This window comes from Paraburkholderia yinzeri (assembly GCF_046581065.1).
GTDB lineage: Bacteria > Pseudomonadota > Gammaproteobacteria > Burkholderiales > Burkholderiaceae > Paraburkholderia.
Genome location: NZ_JBFOCJ010000003.1, coordinates 101,223 through 119,818, shown reverse-complemented (window position 1 = coordinate 119,818; position 18,596 = coordinate 101,223). Strand labels below are relative to the sequence as shown.

17 protein-coding genes and 2 pseudogenes are annotated in these 18,596 nt (G+C 63.7%); 12 read left to right on the top strand and 7 right to left on the bottom strand.

Annotated features, from left to right (window positions below):
* Positions 1 to 146 precede the first annotated feature (146 nt).
* Positions 147 to 395 (top strand): hypothetical protein, encoded by a 249-nt coding sequence (locus WJ542_RS27340; RefSeq protein WP_411192702.1) that lies wholly within the window; start codon positions 147 to 149, stop codon positions 393 to 395.
* A 22-nt stretch (positions 396 to 417) separates the two neighbouring features.
* Here the strand turns inward: WJ542_RS27340 and WJ542_RS27335 are convergent, their stop codons facing one another.
* Positions 418 to 1,305 carry a helix-turn-helix transcriptional regulator gene (locus tag WJ542_RS27335; protein WP_411192701.1) on the bottom strand — a complete coding sequence of 296 codons (888 nt, stop codon included), beginning with the start codon at positions 1,303 to 1,305 and terminating at the stop codon, positions 418 to 420.
* 133 nt (positions 1,306 to 1,438) lie between these two features.
* On the opposite strand from WJ542_RS27335, the gene WJ542_RS27330 reads away from it, so the two are divergent.
* A complete protein-coding gene (locus WJ542_RS27330; RefSeq protein ID WP_411192700.1) occupies positions 1,439 to 2,182 on the top strand; it encodes a hypothetical protein in 744 nt (247 codons plus the stop codon).
* Between the two features lie 299 nt (positions 2,183 to 2,481).
* Entirely contained in the window at positions 2,482 to 3,870 is a 1,389-nt protein-coding gene (locus WJ542_RS27325; protein WP_411192699.1) for a dihydrolipoyl dehydrogenase, read from the top strand.
* Positions 3,871 to 3,926: 56 nt separating this feature from the next.
* Here WJ542_RS27325 and WJ542_RS27320 read toward each other — a convergent pair whose 3' ends face one another.
* Complete coding sequence (locus WJ542_RS27320; RefSeq protein WP_411193502.1) at positions 3,927 to 4,817, bottom strand: LysR family transcriptional regulator; 891 nt, start codon at positions 4,815 to 4,817, stop codon at positions 3,927 to 3,929.
* Between the two features lie 193 nt (positions 4,818 to 5,010).
* Between WJ542_RS27320 and WJ542_RS27315 the strand changes: the two genes are divergently transcribed.
* Together WJ542_RS27315 and WJ542_RS27310 are read left to right on the top strand one after the other, a co-directional pair.
* Positions 5,011 to 5,760 carry an SDR family NAD(P)-dependent oxidoreductase gene (locus WJ542_RS27315; RefSeq protein ID WP_411192698.1) on the top strand — a complete coding sequence of 250 codons (750 nt, stop codon included), beginning with the start codon at positions 5,011 to 5,013 and terminating at the stop codon, positions 5,758 to 5,760.
* Positions 5,761 to 5,787: 27 nt separating this feature from the next.
* A pseudogene (locus WJ542_RS27310) lies at positions 5,788 to 6,387 on the top strand (NADPH-dependent F420 reductase); the annotation flags it as partial.
* Positions 6,388 to 6,504: 117 nt separating this feature from the next.
* Here WJ542_RS27310 and WJ542_RS27305 read toward each other — a convergent pair.
* Positions 6,505 to 6,876: pseudogene (locus WJ542_RS27305) on the bottom strand (SGNH/GDSL hydrolase family protein); the annotation flags it as partial.
* Positions 6,877 to 6,891: 15 nt separating this feature from the next.
* Positions 6,892 to 7,737 carry a helix-turn-helix domain-containing protein gene (locus WJ542_RS27300; protein ID WP_411192697.1) on the bottom strand — a complete coding sequence of 282 codons (846 nt, stop codon included), beginning with the start codon at positions 7,735 to 7,737 and terminating at the stop codon, positions 6,892 to 6,894.
* 338 nt (positions 7,738 to 8,075) lie between these two features.
* Between WJ542_RS27300 and WJ542_RS27295 the strand changes: the two genes are divergently transcribed.
* A complete protein-coding gene (locus WJ542_RS27295) occupies positions 8,076 to 8,819 on the top strand; it encodes a hypothetical protein (RefSeq protein WP_411192696.1) in 744 nt (247 codons plus the stop codon).
* A 455-nt stretch (positions 8,820 to 9,274) separates the two neighbouring features.
* Entirely contained in the window at positions 9,275 to 12,040 is a 2,766-nt protein-coding gene (locus WJ542_RS27290; RefSeq protein ID WP_411192695.1) for a sensor domain-containing protein, read from the top strand.
* A 22-nt stretch (positions 12,041 to 12,062) separates the two neighbouring features.
* Here the strand turns inward: WJ542_RS27290 and WJ542_RS27285 are convergent, their stop codons facing one another.
* From WJ542_RS27285 to WJ542_RS27275, 3 genes are all read right to left on the bottom strand, one after another.
* Entirely contained in the window at positions 12,063 to 13,085 is a 1,023-nt protein-coding gene (locus WJ542_RS27285) for a zinc-binding alcohol dehydrogenase family protein (RefSeq protein WP_411192694.1), read from the bottom strand.
* A 196-nt stretch (positions 13,086 to 13,281) separates the two neighbouring features.
* A complete protein-coding gene (locus tag WJ542_RS27280) occupies positions 13,282 to 14,181 on the bottom strand; it encodes a LysR family transcriptional regulator (RefSeq protein WP_411192693.1) in 900 nt (299 codons plus the stop codon).
* A gap of 123 nt (positions 14,182 to 14,304) precedes the next feature.
* Complete coding sequence (locus WJ542_RS27275; RefSeq protein ID WP_411192692.1) at positions 14,305 to 14,706, bottom strand: cupin domain-containing protein; 402 nt, start codon at positions 14,704 to 14,706, stop codon at positions 14,305 to 14,307.
* A 264-nt stretch (positions 14,707 to 14,970) separates the two neighbouring features.
* Between WJ542_RS27275 and WJ542_RS27270 the strand changes: the two genes are divergently transcribed.
* From WJ542_RS27270 to WJ542_RS27250, 5 genes are all read left to right on the top strand, one after another.
* A complete protein-coding gene (locus tag WJ542_RS27270; RefSeq protein WP_411192691.1) occupies positions 14,971 to 15,768 on the top strand; it encodes a sulfotransferase family protein in 798 nt (265 codons plus the stop codon).
* Between the two features lie 231 nt (positions 15,769 to 15,999).
* Positions 16,000 to 16,281 (top strand): hypothetical protein, encoded by a 282-nt coding sequence (locus tag WJ542_RS27265; protein WP_411192690.1) that lies wholly within the window; start codon positions 16,000 to 16,002, stop codon positions 16,279 to 16,281.
* Between the two features lie 51 nt (positions 16,282 to 16,332).
* Positions 16,333 to 16,677, top strand: a complete 345-nt coding sequence (locus WJ542_RS27260) for a carboxymuconolactone decarboxylase family protein (protein ID WP_411192689.1) — start codon at positions 16,333 to 16,335, stop codon at positions 16,675 to 16,677.
* A gap of 82 nt (positions 16,678 to 16,759) precedes the next feature.
* On the top strand, positions 16,760 to 17,428 hold the full coding sequence (locus WJ542_RS27255) for a cupin domain-containing protein (RefSeq protein WP_411192688.1): 669 nt from the start codon (positions 16,760 to 16,762) through the stop codon (positions 17,426 to 17,428).
* Positions 17,429 to 17,430: 2 nt separating this feature from the next.
* Positions 17,431 to 18,591 (top strand): flavin monoamine oxidase family protein, encoded by a 1,161-nt coding sequence (locus WJ542_RS27250; protein ID WP_411192687.1) that lies wholly within the window; start codon positions 17,431 to 17,433, stop codon positions 18,589 to 18,591.
* Positions 18,592 to 18,596: the final 5 nt, after the last annotated feature.

Genomic DNA, 18,596 nt, shown 5'->3' with positions numbered 1-18,596 from the left:
CCGGAAATGGACCCGGCGTCATCCCTCTGATTAGCAGGGTATGACAGCCTGACGCGCTTCGATAAGATATTTGTAAGCAAGGCGATAAGCCGCCATCACGCCGGGCCGTAGCAAGTCAAAAAAACATAGCAACCTGAGAGAGCCACATGAAAACGCGGACGAGGGAGGCGACAGCCGACAAGGTTCCGTATTGCGCGCAGACCGCCGACGCGGCCATCGCCCATCTGGAGCGGGTCCTGACGGTCGAAGATGCGTGCGTAATCTTCGGGCATCGTTACTGGCTCGAACGCGTGCAACACCTGCTGGCCGCGCCGGACCTGCTTCCGCCGCATCGCGTACGTCTGCTGCATCTGCTGGAGCGCCTTCGCACGCCGCCGGTAGCAGTCCAGACCTGATCGGCGAGGCACCCCCTTGCCGCTAACCCTGGCCTTTGTCCGAAGGCCAGACACCCGAGGAAAGGTGCTTCAGCCACAGACTCATCAAGCCGGCACGGCCACGCACGCCGTATTTGCGAAAAATCCCGGTGATATACGAATGGGTGGTCGAAACGGCCAACCCTAGCCTCTCGGCAATCTGCTTCTCCGTGGCCTCGGTCAGCAGCATCGCCAGGACCTTGCGCTCATGGGGCGCAAGCTGGGCCAGCAGGACCGGTACGCCCGTTATGCCCGTCATGCCGCGCCTGAGTTCCGTCACGTCGCGCGCCACCCCTATGCGCACCCGCTCGCGTTCGAGCCAGCGCGCCGACCATGTGATGTAGACCTCGCTGCCATCCTTGTGGCGATAGCGGTTCTCGAAGCCTACCCGCTTGCGGCCCGCCAGCACCTCCCGCGCTTCCCTGAGCGTCGCGTCCTGATCGGCAGGAACCACGAAATCGATAATCTGTTGATCGATGAAGTCGGACGGCGCATACCCGAATATTTCCCGGCAGGCGTCGCTCACGTGGCGTATGTGTCCTCGCTCGTCCACGAGAAAGGTGGCGTCCGGCGAAAACTGCGCCGAAGTAATGACGAGTTCCAGCGAAGATTCACGCTTCATGGCGGTCTGGATGCTCTCGTGCATGACGGAATCAGGCTGCCAGACCGGACGCAGGCGTCCGGCACAAACGGGTCTGGCACAAAGGGCCTGACACAAACAGAATACAGCACGATCCGACCGGCCGCGAAGGCTTTCGAGCGGAAAGGAAGGCGGCGCGCGCATGCCGGGAAATCGCCCGTCCAGCGCCTCCACATGTCCGCAAACACCCTCGCTTTTCCAGTCCGCCGCAAGCTTGCTCAATCTGTTTAGGGAACCGAAGAGACTGGACATTCAGATGAGGAATTCTAAAATGCTAACGTCCGTAGCGAACGCCGCATAATCTGCCAGGCTTCCGTCAAGACGAACGCAACCTCTTCGCGCGGTTGCTTTCCCGCTGTTGCGTTTCCTTCAACAGGGAGGCGGCATGAGCACGAACGGATCGGCACAGGCGCTCGACCCCTCCGAATATATTGCCCGGCATCTGCAGCATTTCTCCGTACCCCAACCGGCGTCGACGGTCGTCGGTCATCACGCGGGATTCTTCCCGTGGAATCTCTACGTGCTGGCTCTCGCAGCAGGCCTCTTTGTCGTGATGGCTGGCGTAGCCACGCTCACGGACCGGCGGCCTCTGTTCCGGCTCACCCGGAGCATGAGCTTCGGGCGGCGCCTCTATGTGTGGTGGTCCTGCGCCTGGCGCCAGTGGCTCGCCAGCGCGCTGCTCTGCCTCGCCTTTCTCGTCGGGTACAACTACCTGGATTGGAAGACGGCCGCGCCGCTCATGCGGCTCTCGGCCGCGCTGACCCCGTCGGGCGCAACGGCATTATCGGCCATCGTGCCGGTCGTGATCATGGCCCTGCCGCTCGTGGCCACCGTTCTGGTCTATGTACTCCTGAGCCTGCCGCTCTCGGGCTACATGGTTCGAAGCGGACTGGCCGCGCACGCCTTGCCCGGACCCGAACGGCTCGGTCTATGGCACGCAACCCTGCTCGGCCTGACCACCTATCTGTGGTCCGTACCGGGCAGCCTGCTGATTGCGGAACTGATCGTTGCGCTGCCGCATCATGTCGAGGACGTGCTGCGCGCAATGCTCCTCGTGATCTGGAGCATGTATATCGTGCTGCCGCGCCAGGTGCGCCGCATCGCACGCCTTGCCACGCCTCTGCATTGACATGCCGCTAGCAAGGCCAGGGCGCGCCCTGCGTCCGGGTTTGAGTTCCGTCCTCACGGAAATGCCCGGCACCGGGCTACAGCAGGTGCGCGAGACGATTGCAGGTTTCCGGTGTAAAAATCGCATCGTAGCGGCCCCTGGCTGGCCGAATGAGACGATTGAGCAGGATATTGCTTCTTCGTGGCATTCATCGGCCTGCGCGCCCTTCTTACACTGTATGCAAGCCGTGACGAGTGGCGCACCGCGAAATCGCGCGAAGCCCATCGGTTACGTTCCGCCATTCAAGGAGGGATTGCGCCATGCGCATGATACAGAAAGACGTCGCCATCATCGGCGCGGGCACCGCGGGGCTGAGCGCCTACCGCGCGGCCCGTGCGGAGGGCGCCACCGCCGTGATCATCGAGGGCGGTCCATACGGCACGACCTGCGCGCGCGTGGGCTGCATGCCGTCCAAGCTCCTGATCGCGGCGGCCGAGGCGGCGCATACGGCAAGCCACGCGGCTCCGTTCGGCATCCATGTAGCCGGCGTGCAGGTCGATGGCGAAGCGGTGATGGCGCGTGTGCGCCGCGAGCGGGACCGCTTCGTCGGCTTCGTGATCGAGGGGGTGGAAGCCCTGCCGGCGGAGGACCGGCTGGTGGGATATGCGCGTTTCGTCGATGACCGCCTGCTGCAGGTGGGCGACCATACGCAAGTGCGCGCCGGGCGCGTGGTGATCGCAACCGGCTCGAAGCCCGTTGTGCCGGAGGTGCTGGCCGGGCTTGGCGACCGCGTGGTGGTGAACGACGACGTGTTCGATTGGACGACCCTGCCGCGCAGCGTGGCGGTGATGGGCCCCGGCGTGATCGGCCTCGAACTCGGGCAGGCGCTCGCGCGGCTTGGCGTACGCGTGAGCGTGTACGGCGGGCGCGGCAGCGTCGGCCAGTTGACCGACCCGAAGCTCGTGGAAACGGCGCGCGCGATCTTCGGGGAAGCGTTCCATTTCGAGCCGAGCGGCACGATGCTGAGCGCAACGCGCGACGGCAACGATGTGAGGTTGCGCTATCGCCGCCCCGATGGAACCGTTACTGAGGATAGCTATGAATATGTGCTGGCAGCCACCGGCAGGCAGCCCAATGTCGGGAACCTCGGGCTCGAGAACACATCGATCGAACTCGACGAACACGGCATCCCTCAGTTCGACGCAGACACGCTGCAAGTGGGCCCGCATCCGGTCTTCATCGCAGGCGACGTGAACGGCGTCGTGCCGCTCCTGCACGAAGCCGCCGACGAAGGCCGCGCAGCGGGCCGCAACGCGGCGCGCTATCCCGACGTGGCGAAAATCGAGCGCCGGGCGCCATTGGCGGTCGTGTTCTCCGACCCGCAGATCGCCCTCGTGGGTGCGCGGCATCGCGAGCTGCCCGAGGGCAGTTTCGTGACCGGCGAAGTGAGTTTCGAGGACCAGGGGCGCAGCCGTGTGATGCTGAAAAACCAGGGGCGGGCGCATGTGTACGTCGATCGCGCGACGCGGCGCTTTATCGGTGCGGAGATGCTGGGCCCCTCGGCCGAGCACATCGGCCACCTGCTCGCGTGGAGCCTGCAGATGGGCCTGACCGTCGACGCAATGCTGGCCATGCCGTTCTATCACCCCGTCGTCGAGGAGGGGCTGCGCACGGCGCTTCGGGATGCGGCGGCAAAGCTCGCGGCATGACCGAAGGCCGTCTCTCGACATCTGCCATGCTGCCCGGTGGGTGGGCTCTCGCCCGCCTAAATCCGGGCCGGGAGCGCCTTGGCAAAAAACTCGGTTACGCGGCGCAGGCGTGCCGGAACGAACCGGCGCTTCGGCCAGATGAGGCTGATGTCTCTGGCGTCGCGGATAAAGTCGTCGAGAACCGTGACGACTTCCGGATGCCGGAGTTCGTCGGCAAGAGAAGCCTTCGTGAACAGGCCGATGCCCATACCGGCCAGCACGCCCGCCCGGATCGTTTCGACGCTGTTGGAGGAAAGATTCCCGTGAACGGTTACGCTGAACCGCCCCTCTGGCCCGACAAACGGCCAGTTGACCGATTCCATCAGGCCTCCATATAAAAGGCAATTGTGATGAACGAGGTCGGCGGGAGTTCTGGGCGTGCCGAATCGCTCGAAGTAACGACGCGACCCGACGCAGACGAGCGGACTGCTGGCCACGGGCTTGACCACGGCGTCCGGTTCGTCGACCGGCCCCACGCGAATCGCCAGATCGATCCGGTCTTCCACCATATCGCGCACGAAGTCGGAAAGGATCAGATCCACTTGCAGGCCCGGATGGCGCGACAACAGCTCGGGTATCAGCGGAACGACGTGCAGGCGGCCGAAAGTCGACGCCGAGGCGATCCGGATCAAGCCCGAAACATCGAGCGTGCTGCTCGTCAGTTCTCCATCCACTTCATCCATCTCGTCCACCAGCGGTTTGGCCCGGTCGTAGTACCGCTGCCCCTGATCGGTCAGGGTCACGCTGCGCGTACTGCGGTTGAACAGCACGACGCCAAGACGCTTTTCGAGGGCGCCGATCGCCTTGCTGATGGCCGACTGCGACTCGCCCGTCCTGCGCGCCGCAGCGGAAAACCCGCCCGCTTCCACGACGGCAATGAAGGCGCTCAATTCGTGAAACCGATCCACCGCATTCCTCCAAAGAATCAATACCGCGGGACGCTCTGTCATTATGAACACTTTCGGCATGACTCACGCGGCGCGGGCGAAGATGGCCGATTCCCCTCGCGAATAGGTCTTATGAAAAATTTGCGGATTATCATCCGCACGGCCAGCAATTACGCTCTTCCTGTCATCCATCAGCAGACGAAGGAAGGTTCCCGTGTCCACTCTCACAGACAAAGTTGCCGTCATTAGCGGCGGAACGACTGGCATCGGTTTGGCTATCGCCCGGCGGTTCGCCGCCGAAGGCGCTCACGTTTTCATATTCGGCCGTCGCGAGACCCAGCTCGACGAGGCCGCCGCCCAGATAGGCCGCAACGTCACCGCAATCCGGGCCGACGCCGCGAACCTCGATGACCTCGACCGCGTCGCCGCGGCAGTGAGGGACGAAAAGGGACGCGTCGACATCGTCGTGTCGAACGCGGCCCTGGTGGAGCAGGCTCCCATCGACACGCTCACGCCCGAACACTTCGACAAGACCTTCAACCTCAACGCCCGCGGCCCCGTATTCCTCGTGCAGAAGCTGCTGCCGCTGATGACACGAGGCGGATCGATCATCCTCGTCTCCTCGGCCATGCACCTCATGGGCATTCCCGGTCATACCGCCTACGCGGCGACCAAGGCGGCGCTGCGTTCCTATACCCGCACGTGGGCAGCGGAATTCAAGGATCGCGGCATTCGCGTCAATACGCTGAGCCCAGGCGTCACCGACACCCCGATGCTCGACTCCCAGGTCTCGACGCCCGAAGAACGCGAGGCGCTGGTGAACATGTACCTGAGCATGGTCCCGCTCGGCCGGCTTGCCCGGCCCGAAGAGATGGCCAATGGGGCGCTCTTCCTCGCGTCCGACCAGAGTTCCTACATGACGGGCGCGGACCTGATGGACGACGGTGGCGTCGGCCAGGTTTGACTTCGGGCACGACGGAAGGAGCATTCAATGAGCTACGCAATCATCGGCCTCGGCAAGATCGGAACGGCCATCGCCCAGGCGTTCGCGCGCCAGGGAATCGAAGTCGCGGTGGCGGGCAGACGGCCGCCGGCGGCACTCGCGGCACTGGCGGCGCAAATCGGCCCGTCGCTCGTCCCGCAGCATATGGAAGACGCGGTCAAGGCCGACGTCGTTATCCTGGCCATGCCGTTCGCTGCCCACCGTGACGTCGCGCGGGCCGCCGAAAGCTGGCAGGGGAAACTCGTGGTCGACGCAACCAATGCGTTCGGCGTCCCCCCGGAGGAACTCGACGGGCTGCCCTCGACCGCCGCCATTGCGAAAGCGCTGCCGGGAGCGAAACTGGTGAAGGCTTTCAACCACCTGCCCGCCGGGACCCTGGCCCAAGGGGCCACGACACCGCAGGGAGGCCGGCGAGTCGTGTTCGTCTCCAGCGACGACGGCGCGGCCAGCGCCTCCGTGGCGGATCTGGTCGACCGGCTCGGCTTCGCGCCGGTCGAACTCGGGAAGATCGCCGAGGGCGGCCTGCTCGTCCAGGCGCGAGGCCAAACGTGGGGGCGGCTCATTTTCCAGGACCTGGCCAGGTTCGACCCACAGAAGCGGGCAGAGATCCGGGGCCGCCGTCAAGAGAGCGAGGACAACGACGAGATCTCGCCGGACGAACTGACGGGACTCCTGAATTCCCCCCGATGATCGCATCCCGGACGCTCAATGCCCCAATCCGCTGGCGGCAATCTGCTGCTCCACGTACTGAGCGAAAAGCGCATGCAAACGCGTGGTCGGATGCAGGTCGTCGGCGAACAGGTACGTCTGGTCCGCATTGGGCACGACGTAGGTCGCCGGCGAGCAGAGCAACGAGGTGTCGTCGGGTGTTTTCGAGGGATCGCAAGCCTGCGCCGTGTTGGACACCGTAAAGCCGTTCGCCTGGAAATTCGCGATCATCTGGCTCACCCAGGTGTACGAATCGATCTGGATGACTTTGCCCTGCAGGCCGGCCGATTGCAACGCGGCGTTCAAGGTCGTGTTGAACAGTTGCGACAACTGGGTCAGGTTCGCGCCGCCGTCGGATGAGGCAAGCCCCTAGCGGCAAGCCGCTCAGTGCTGCCTGGAATGTGCCGCGAGCAACTGCCGATGGCGTGCTTCGGTTTCGTCGTCGGCGGGAAACATGGATTCCAGCCGCAGTTCCTGAGCTGCAACGTTCTGCGGCGTGCCCACGGTCGTGACCATCGAGAAGTAGCGAAGCTCGACGCCCTCGCTGACGAAGCTCAGTGGAATGACGGGCATGGTGGCCGCGGTAGACGACCCACGATGGGCCTTCCAGTCGCGCGGTACGTCGGGATAGGCCAGCAGTTCGTCGAGCAGATGCTTCGTGCCGGCGTCGATCATATGGCCCACCGATTCGCGATACACGCGTTGCAGGAGGCTACGCGAGACCGTGTCCCAATCGGCCACGAATGGCCGCATCCCCTGAGGATCGAAGACCAGATGCAGCATGTTGCGCGGGCTCGGGCGCGCGGCCATGTCGATGAAGCAATTGAAGAAACGCGGTGCTGCCTCGTTGGTCATCAGAACATTCCAGTGACGGTCCATCACGATCGCCGGAAACGGCTCGTGCTGGCGAACGACTCGCTCCAGCGCGCGGATGACACCATGCATCTCCTGGGCATTCCATGCCGCTTCCGAATACACGGGCGCGTAACCGGCGGCGAGCAGCAAGTCATTGCGCTCGCGCAGCGGCACATCGAGTGTCTGAGCAAGCGTCAGCAGCGTGTCCCGGCCCGGCACGCTACGCCCGCTTTCGATAAAGCTGATCTGACGCTGCGAAACGCCGGCATCGAGCGACAGATCGAGCTGACTCACGCCGCGCAGGTCGCGCCAATAGCGCAGCAGACCACCGAGTTCGTTCAGCGGTACTTTCGAATCGAGACTGGTGGCATTCATCGTATTTCCCTGATCGAGGTGGATGAAAATGAAAAGACGACAATCGAAGCGTAGCGGCAGCAGCGCATGGCGCCAATTACATCCCATGTAATCATCGTGCGGCGAAACCGGCAGCCGTCGCACCGCCCGATGATTCTCCCAGGCATCGATTTTGCGGCACTTCCCTGACCCGCCGCTACGCGACAGGCTGTAGCGGCAATCAGTTCGATCTTCCGACTCCAGGTTTTCCCATGTCCAAGGAATTTGAGCGGGTTGAACCCGGCTCGCGGCAGTGTTCCCGCTGTGGGACCGGACTCAGTGGCCCGATGAAATTCTGTCCCGAATGCGGGGCGAACCAGATGATCGCTTCCTCCCAGGAGGAGACGGCCGGCGAACCCCCAGGGCACCGCTCGCGACAGCAGTTCTATGCCTTCGCCAGCGTGGCCGTGTTCGCGCTCGCATTTGCCGCCTACGGGATCGCACATCACGAAGAAAAGGAACCGGCGCCCGTCGCTCAGACGGCCAAAGGGCCGGTGCTCGCGCCCCAGGTGGTTGCGGTCCCGGCAACCCGCGCGCCAGCCAATGACACCGAGCCGCCCGCGGCCCCGCAGGCGCTGGCGGAACCCGCACCGCGAGCGCCACCCCGCATGGCGAACAGGGACGCCGCTCGGCAAAACGCCGATGCGCCAATGAATCGTCATGAGGAACGCGTTGCTGTGCGGAAGACCAGCGCGAACCTCCATGCCGACGCGGCCAGAAATCTCGCCAGTGCCCGCGCGAGTCTGGACAAGAGCAATCTTTGGCCGGCACGCAGGGCCATCATGAGCGCACTGGCCGAAGAGCCCGGCAACAGCGAGGCGCTACAGATGCAGGCCGAACTGGTTTCGCGCGAACGGGAACGGGACGCCCTGCTGGGCTACGCACGGCTATGCGCGCGTCAGGGGCAATGGGTTTGCGCGTGGCAAAACGCGGGCCACGCCCTGACCGTCGACGCATCGAGCCACCCGGCGAGCGAGCTGCTCGCGCGCGCCATCGCCAGGCGTGGAGCGAGCACCGCGGGAAGCCTCGACGCGGGCCCGTCGGCCGATGACGACGATCAGTAATCTTGTCTTATGGCTATGGCCGGCAATCCGGCGCGGATCTCAACCCAACCCTGAGGCGCGCTTTGTCGCTCATCATTCGATCCTGGGCATCCGCCGCACGCGGCAGGGGATATTCCCCGATCATCGCAGGCTGCGCAGGTAACGCATACCGCGCCGCGCCACGACACCGCGCTGAAGGCAACCCGAAAGCCTCGTTCGGCACACTTCAGAATCCTCATTTTCCGCCGTTACTGTACGGATGGCGTGTCCTGTTGGGCCCCGGCGGAGATGCCGGTTCCGGGAGCGCCAGCGTAGACGGCCTTGAGCGGACAATCAGTTTCTTTAACAGCATGGAAAACCCTGAAATCGACGCCGAAAGCGAATACTCTGTGCCGGTCCACGGTTTGCCCATGCCTGTCATCCGTTACGATGCACGCGGTCGACGGCGCCACCTGAATCGCGCGGCAATCGCCACGATGAGCGCCGCATCCGAACCCGGGCCGCGGCTGTACACGGAGGCCGAGCTGCTGTCGCCGCAAACGCTGCGGCGCTACCTCGACGCCATTCTCGAAGTCGCCACCACCGGTGTCGCTCGGGAGCTCGAACTGTCGTTCGACGGCATGCCCGCGGGACGCTGCGAGCACTATGTCGTGCAGTTCGTCAGCGACCCGGTCAAGGGCAGCACGCCCGGCGTGCTGGCGATCTGGTTCGACGTCACCGCGCGCAAACGCGCGGAGGCCAAGCTGCGCGAACGGGAATCCTTCCTTGAATCCCTGCTCGATACCATTCCCATTCCTGTTTTCTCGAAGGACCGCGAAGGACGGTATCTGCATCTAAACAAGGCGTTCGAAGCATTTCTTGGCGTGCCGAAGCAGCAATTCGTCGGCAAGACCGTCTTCGAAACCAGCCCGCGCGAACTGGCGCAAACCTATTTCGACATGGACGAAGCGCTCTTCACGAGCGGCGGCATCCAGCAATACGAATTCAAGGTCCGAAACGCGCGGCGCGAAGTGCGCGACGTGGAGTTCAGCAAGGCCGTTTTCCACGATGGCGAAGGCCGCCAGGCCGGCCTGATCGGCGCGATTCAGGACATCACCGAGCGCAAGCGCGCGGAAGGCGAACAGCGTGCCCAGTACGAAAAAATTCTCCAGCTCAACAAGCGCCTCGAAGACAAGGCGCGGGAGCTCTCCGAAGCGCGCGCGCAACTGATGAACGTGCTGCACACCATTCCCGACATGGTGTGGCTGAAGAGCACGGCGGGCGTCTTCATGCTCTGCAATCACGGTGTCGAGCGCTTTGTGGGCAAGTCGAAAGCCGAAATTCTCGGGAGAACCGACTACGCGTTCTACGAAGCCGAGATGGCCGACTTCTTTCACGAACGTGAAAAGGCGGCCATCGACGCAATGCGTGTTTGCGTCAATGACGAATGGGTGGTCTCCCCGGCAACGGGCGAACGGGCCTTGCTCGAAACCCGCCGGCTACCGGTGCTCGACGCGCGCGGTACCGTGACAGGCGTGCTTGGCGTGGCGCGCGACATGACCGAGCGGCGCCGCGCCGACGAAACCCTGGCCCGGCGCGAGCGCGAATTCAGAACCCTCGTCGAGCACTCGCCCGATACGGTGGCACGCTATAGCAGGGATTTTCGGCGCATCTACGTCAATCCGACTTTCGCCTCGCTCCTCTCGGGCGGCGCGGCGGCCCTGATCGGCAAAACCCCGGCCGAATCGCCGGGCGGCACCAACATGGAGCTTTACGAGCATCAGTTGGAAGCGGTTTTCACCACGGCACGCGACCAGGAATTCGAATTGAGCTGGGGCGAGCCCGGCGGCAGGCAGCTATGCCACCTCATCAGACTCACCGCGGAGCTTGGAGCGAACGGCACGGTGGAAACGGTCCTTGCCGTGGGGCGCGACATCACGGAACTTCACGCCTCGCGGGAGAAAATTCATCGCATGGCGTATTTCGACGCGTTGACGGCGCTGCCGAATCGCGCCCGGTTCAACGAGTACCTGCGTCAAGCCATCGCCGTCAGCACGCCGGGCCAGTTGACGGCCGTGATGATGATCGACATGGACCGCTTCAAGGGCGTCAACGACACGATGGGTCACGCGGTGGGCGACGAGCTGTTGCGCGAAGCGGCGGTGCGCCTGCTGGGCTGCGTGCGCCCCGGCGACACGGTCGCGCGTTTCGGCGGCGACGAGTTCGCCGTGCTGCTGCCCGGGATTCGCGAGCGCTGCCTCCTCGAACAGATTTCCGCCAGGATCATCAAGCGGCTCGACGAACGCTTTCTGCTGGACGGTAGAGAGGTCTTCGTTTCGTGCAGCCTTGGCATCGCGCTATATCCCGTCGACAGTACCGACGCCGAAGACCTGCTGAAGTACGCGGATTCGGCCATGTACCTCGCGAAGCGCTCGGGCCGGCGAGGTTTTCGCTTCTACACGAAAGAACTGACCGTCGAAGCGACCGCGCATCTGCTGCTGGAATCGGAGCTTCGCCGCGCAATCGATCAAGGCGAACTCGAACTGCATTACCAGCCTCAGGTCTTGTTTCGCGACGCAGAAGTGATCGGCTCCGAAGCGCTGTTGAGATGGAACCGGCCCGGCGTGGGCTACGTGTCGCCCGTGCAGTTCGTGCCGGTGGCGGAGGAAACGGGCCTGATCGGCGATCTCGGAAAATGGGTGCTGCGCGAAGCCTGTCGTTCGGCCTCCGAATGGAATGCCGGCGGCAAGACGCGTCACAAAGTGGCCATCAACCTGTCCGCGCGGCAGTTCCAGTTTCGCGACCTGGCGACGACGGTGAAGGAGATCCTCGACGAAACCGGCTGCCGGCCCGAATGGCTGGAGTTCGAGATCACCGAAAGCCTGCTGCTGGAAGAAGACGACACGGTAACCGGCACGCTCCTGGCGTTCAAGAACATGGGGCTATCGATCGCCATCGACGACTTCGGCACCGGCTACTCCGCGCTCGCCTATCTGGCGCGCTTTCCGATCGACACAATCAAGATCGACCGTACGTTCGTGCAACGCGTCACCACGGACCGGCGTCATGCCGAACTCGTCAAGGCGATTCTCTCCATCGCCCGCTGCCTTGGGCAGCAGGTCGTGGCGGAAGGCGTCGAGACGATGGAGCAGGCCGCATTTCTCGATGCTCACGGCTGCCAGGTCGCCCAGGGCTTCCTCTACAGCAAGCCGCTGCGCAAGCAGGATATCGCGGCGCTGCCGCGCTATCTCAACCGCCCATAAACACCCGTAAGCGCCGCCGCGCTCAGAAGCCTTCGAGCACCAGCTTGCCGCGCGCCCGGTTGCTTTCCACGAGCTCGTGCGCCCGGCGCAGGTTTGCGGCGTTGATGGTCCCGAAGCTCTCGTTGAACGTCGTGCGCAGCACGCCTTCGTCGATCAGCGAAGCGACCCGGGCGAGCAGGCGGTGCTGTTCGATCTGATCCTTCGTCGAAAACATCGAGCGCGTGTACATGAATTCCCAGTGCAGCGCGACGCTCTTCGTCTTGAGCTTGCGGAAGTCGAAGATCTCGGGGTCGTCGATCAGCGCGAGATGCCCCTGAGGATTGATCGATGCCACGATCTCGTCGAAATGGCGGTCGGTCTGATTGAGGCTCGCGATAAAGTCCACGCCCTCGAAGCCGATGCGCCTGAGCTCCTGCGAAAGTGGCTTCGTATGGTCGATCACGTGATGCGCGCCGAGGTCGGTCACCCACTGCGTCGTCTCGGGCCGCGACGCCGTGCCGATCACCGTCAAGCCGGTCAGCTTGCGCGCGAGCTGCACGAGGATCGAGCCCACCCCACCGGCCGCACCGATCACGAGCAGCGTCTCGCCGGTGGGCGCCGTGCCCGCCGTGCTCTGGGGCACCTTCAGCCGGTCGAACAGCAGCTCCCAGGCCGTGATGCTCGTGAGCGGCAGCGCCGCCGCCTGCGCAAAGCCGAGCGTCTGCGGCATGGGGCCGACAAGGCGCTCGTCGACGGCATGCAGCTCGCTATTGGTGCCCGGCCGCAGCAGCGAGCCGGCGTACCACACGCGGTCGCCGGGCTTGAACAGCGTCACGTCGCGGCCGATGGCGCGCACCACGCCGCTCGCGTCCCAGCCGATCACCTTCGGCTGGCCGCCCTCGGGCGCCATCCTCGCGCGCACCTTGGTGTCGACCGGATTGACCGACACCGCATGCACTTCGACCAGCAGGTCGTGCGGACCGGGCGCGGGCTCCGGCAGTTCGAGATCCACGAGCGATTCCGGATCGCCGATGGGCAGATTGCGATAGTAGCCAACGGCCTTCATGGTCGATACCTCCAGCTAACAATGTTGGGAAGCCGGACGCCCTGGCCTCGTGAATCAGTCCACGCCGGCCATTCCGTCCGTCACGGCTCGATCATCGGTCAGCGCGCCCGGCCCGGAAAGCGGCGTAGCGAGGAATCAGCTTCAAACAGAAATTGAAAATCGCCGCCGAATCCAACGCCAGCGGGACTGCAGAGCTTCAGGCGGCGTAGGTGGAAAGGCGCTCGCGCAGCAGGTCGCGCAGCGCGTTGACAGTCGGCGAGAGCATGGTCCGGTGCGCGCAGACGAGATGCAGCGGCGCGCTCTCGCCCTCGAAATCGGTCAGCGTCGCTTCGAGACGCCCCGCCTTGAGGTCGGCCAGCACGTCCAGCCGCGACTTGTAGGCGACGCCCCGTCCCGCCAGCGCCCAGCGGCGCACGAGTTCGCCGTCATCGCTGCTGCGGTCGCCGCGCACGTTCACGACCGTCGCTTCACCATTCCTGGAGAAGGTCCAGCGGTCATGCAGCGTGTCGCTCAACGCATAGCACAGGCAGTTGTGCTGCGCGAGCGCGGCGGGCGACCCGGGGCGCCCGTGCCGCGCGAAATAGTCGGGCGAGGCGCAGAGCACGCGGCGGTTTTCGGGCACGAGCGGCAGCGCCACCAGCGTGGAGTCTTCGGGCACGCCATAGCGGATCGCGAGCGCGATCGGCGCACGGAACATGTCGGTCACGCTGTCGCCGGGATGCACCTGCAACGAAACGGCCGGGTGCTGCGACTGGAATTCGTCGAGCCAGACGGCGAGCACGTTCCGGCCCAGATCGGAGGGCACCGAAAGCGACACGGTGCCGCCTATCGTTTTGCGTCCGTGCGCCACGGCGTTCTGGCCTGCCTCCACCTGCTCGATCACGTTGCGCGCGTACCGGAGATAGCCTTCGCCGTCGGGCGTCAGGCGCAGGCTGCGCGTCGATCGTGCGATGAGGCGCGTGCCCAGCTCCGCTTCGAGGCGCTTGAGGCCCGCACTGGCAACCGCGGGCGTGAGGTCCAGTTGCCGCGCGGCAGCCGAAAGACTCCCGTGGTCTACCGCGCTGATGAAAATGACGAGATCTTCCAGTCGTATCATGGGCCGTTGCGTGAAAGCAGTCATGCGTCAAGCGGAACTGTACACGAAGCGGCGCGACGGCCCATGCGCCGGCCAGCGGTGCTTATTGCGCTGCTTATCGCGCTGTTTATTGCACTCCGGGTCTCATATCCAGATGTCGTTTTCGACCGTCCTGTCGTTTTCCGTTTCGCCGGTATTGACCACACCGCGCGGTTCGATCAGCAACAGCTTCACCTCCGCCTGCGCATACGGCTTGTGCTCGACGCCCTTAGGCACCACGGCCATCTCGCCCGCCCGCAGTTCGATCGCCCCGTCGCGCAGATCGATGCGCAAGGTCCCTTCGAGCACGATGAACGTCTCGTCGGTGTCGCTATGCGTGTGCCAGATGAAATCGCCGAGCAGCTTTACGACCTTGAACTGATAGTCGTTCATTTCGGCAACGACGCGCGGCTGCCAGTGCCCCTCGATCCGGCGAATCTTGTCGAGCAGGTCGATCGTCTGACCTTGGCCGCGCCGCTCGGGCGTGCGGGAAGAATCGATGTCCATGACGGCTCCGTTACGGTGGATTTCAGCCGAGCTTAGGCGAAGCGGGCGCGAAGCGTCTTGAACGATTGTGCGCGGCGGCGCCCGGCCCAACGCGCGCGAAGCCACCAGGGCTCCTGCGAAACATTCAAGCGATTTAAGCGAATCCTTCAGGCACGCCGCCTGCTCGCGCCCTTCTCGCCTTCGCCTTCCGCCGTGTCATCACGGCGTCAGTTCCGCGCCATCACAGACGCGTAGGATGAGCGCAACAGAGAACGAGAGGCGCAAATGGATTCGTTCCCCCTCTTTATCGTCGGTGCGCCCCGCTCGGGAACGACCTTTCTTTGTTCTGTCCTGAACGAGCACCCGCTTATCCATCTGACCAACGAATGCCGGATCTTCGCACTGCTGAAGGAGACGCTGGACATCGGCAGCCGCCGCCCGGATCTGCTCAGTCCCGCCCACCGGGAGTCGCTTGTCCGCTTCGGCAATAGCACGCTGGGCCCTTGGGTCGAGCGCTTTTACCGCGAGGCGCTCCAGATCGCGGCGCCTATCTGGGGGGACAAGCATCCCCCCTATGCGGACCCCACCCTGCTTTCCGGCCGCCTTGGCTCAATCGAACGCCTGCCGCGTTCGGGCTCGTGCCTTCGGTTGATACGCGAATTGTTGCCGCATGCGCGCTTCATCCATATTCATCGCGATCCCGCGCGCGTGGCCAACTCTCTCGTGCGCAAGCGCTGGATCGGGTCCGTCGACGACGGCGTTCGAGTCTGGGGGCAGTATGTGACGGAAATACTCGACTTCTTCGACGAAGTACCCGCGAACCAGCGGTTGACGATTGCCTATCGCAGTCTCGTCGAGGATCCGGATGCCACGATTGCAAGCCTCGGCGACTTTCTTGCATTGGCCGACCCGTCTGCGCTCAGGAATTTTCTGCACGCGCAGCGCCGCACGCCCACACCGTTCAGCGACCCCGTTACCGACCTCGCCGATCTCTACATCGTCCCGAACACCCCGCCGACCGACGCCAAGCTTCTGGCGCTCGCGCAAAACGCGGCAACGCGGCTCGGTTATGGAGCCGCGTAGTTAGACTAGTCGGGCCAAAAGTCCGTTGCAGCCAGAAAATGCGCAGCGAGAAAGTTTTTCTTTCGGACGCTGACACATTATCTCCTTTGCCGGAACGACGGGACACGTGAAGAATGTCGTGGAAGCAAGGCTTGCGTTCCTCAAACCCGTCGGCATCGACGCTTTACGGCCGCTTCGCAGCGCGGCAGGCGAGCGCGAGCCATCTCTACCTCTAGAACAAGGAGATGTTCCATGGCCTGGTTGCAGATCACTCTCAAAATTCCCGAAGCCAATCGCGCGGCGGCTGCCAAAGTCTATCGGGAGTACAAAGCGCCGTTCCTCAACACCATCGTCGGCGCGAAGTCGAAAGACCTGCTGATACGCGAAGAAGACGTACAGGTATTGCATGGCTTCGACAGCGTTAAGAATGCCAGAGCCTATTTGACGAGCGAGTTGTTCGCCAATGACGTCGTCGGCGAGCTTCGCCCCCTTCTGGCCGCCGAGCCTGAAGTGCGCATCTATCAAGTCGCTTGATTCGCATCGCTCAATAAACGCGGTGTCACGCCCCTCACCGGAGAAACGTCCATGATGAAAGACTGGAATGCCTATCGCAGCGCGCTGCTGGAACGTGTCGGCGACTATGGAAAGCAGGCTCCCGAAATCATGCGCGGCCTCGGCGTCATCGACGCTGCCGCGGAGAAGACCGGCAAGCTCGAGCCCAAGATTCACGAGCTGATTGCGCTTGCCGTAGCGGTCACGACACGCTGTGACGGATGCATTTCCGTGCATACGAAGAAAGCCGTCGAGCATGGCGCCACACTCGAAGAAATCACGGAAGCGCTAGGCGTCGCCATCGCGCTGAACGCTGGTCCCGCACTGGTCTATTCGGCGCGCGTGATCGAAGCGCACGCTCAATTGTCCAAAGCGTAATTTCATCCCGCTACCGGCCAGAGAGGCTTTGCCTGGCTATCTGGCCGGATCTTGACAGGCACCCGTACCTCAAGTCCCCCCCATGCTGGTCAATGCCGATTTCTCGCGCCGTGTCACCATGACGCCCGCCGACTACCGCTGGATTGCGTCGCCTCAAGGCGGCGTCGAGCGCATGATGCTGGACCGTCTGGGCGGCGAGAGGGCTCGGGCAACCAGCATCGTGCGCTACGCGCCTGCGTCCCGCTTTTCTTTACATGAGCATCCGGGCGGAGAAGAGATTTTCGTCCTTTCAGGCGTCTTTTCCGAAGGCCGCGATCACTACCCTTCCGGTTGGTATTTGCGCAATCCGCCCGGCTCATCGCATCAGCCGTATAGCCTCGACGGCGCGATCATCTTCGTGAAATTGTGGCAAATGCCACCCACGGACAGTGAACGGGTACGCGTCGATACCAACGCTCGCGCAGCATGGCAACGCCGTGGCCGCGCGGCAGTTTGTCCGCTGTTTTCGGGCGACACGGAGCAGGTTTCCCTTCATCGGCTCCCTCCTCGCGAACCCTTGTTCGATGGAGAGGTGGGCACGGCGGAACTGCTGGTACTTGCGGGAGCGGTTAAGGCAGGACGTCTCTCCTGCAAGCGCGGCACCTGGATACGTCTGCCTGCGGGCGAATATCCGGAATTTTCCGCAGGGGAGTCGGGTGCGCTGTTCTACATCAAGACTGGCCATCTCACCGAAGCCGGATTAAAGGGGTAACCATGCAGACTGCACGTGTTGCCGTCGTCGGTGGCGGCTTAAGCGGCCTCTACGCGGCATTTCTGCTGCAGCAGCGGGGCATTCACGATTACCTCGTTTTCGAGGCACGTAAAACGCCCGGAGGACGAATCCTGTCTGTTCCCGCTACGGCGCACGGAGACGCCGGGAGCAAGAGCGACGCAAAACGGGATCGCCTTGACCTCGGTCCGACGTGGTTCTGGCCAGACCTCCAACCGCAACTGGGCGGTTTGATCCACGACCTCGGCATCACGAGCTTCGAGCAGCGCCAGACCGGCGACATGATGGTAGAGCGCTCGCATGGCGAGCCTCCCATGCGAATGCGAGGCTACACGACTGCGCCAGTCTCGATGCGTCTGGCTGGCGGGATCGCGACGTTGACCGACACGCTAGCCGCAGCGCTCGACGCAAAATCGGTCTTCACGGGCGAAGCGGTGCGCAGCCTTCGCTTCACAGGTCGCGATGTGGAATTAAGCAGCGAAGACCTGGCAGGAAATTTCCGAACCGCCTGCGTCGACCATGTCTTGCTGGCGCTACCTCCGCGCCTCGTCGAGTCCAACATCAGCTTCGAACCCGCCCTGCCGCAAGCGTTGGTACAGCAATGGCGCAGTATCGACACATGGATGGCGCCCCATGCCAAGTATGTTGCAACGTACCCGTCCGCGTTCTGGCGTCAATCGGGCCTCTCCGGCGAGGCTCGCAGCGCTTGCGGCCCGCTCGGAGAGATACACGATGCCTCCACGGAGGGCGGCAACGCGGCCCTCTTTGGATTCTTCGGCATACCTGCCGGCGTTCGCCGGAACGTGAAGGAAGCGGTTCTGCGCATGCATTGTCGAACGCAGTTAGCGCGACTGTTTGGCCCACGCGCCGCAACACCTGAAGCGGAATTCATCAAGGACTGGGCTTGCGATCCCCATACGGCCACCATTCGCGACATCGAAGGCGCTTCGCAACGCATTGCCCTGCCCGCGGCAAACGCACCACTCGGCTCGTGGAGCGAACGCCTGACCGGTATCGCAAGCGAATGGTCACCGCAGTTTCCCGGATACCTCGCCGGGGCTATCGATGCGGCCCATCGCGGCGTTCAAGCACTAAGCTCGCACAATCATTCGGCGTCGAGACAGGGAAAACGACAGTCTATTTGAAGGAG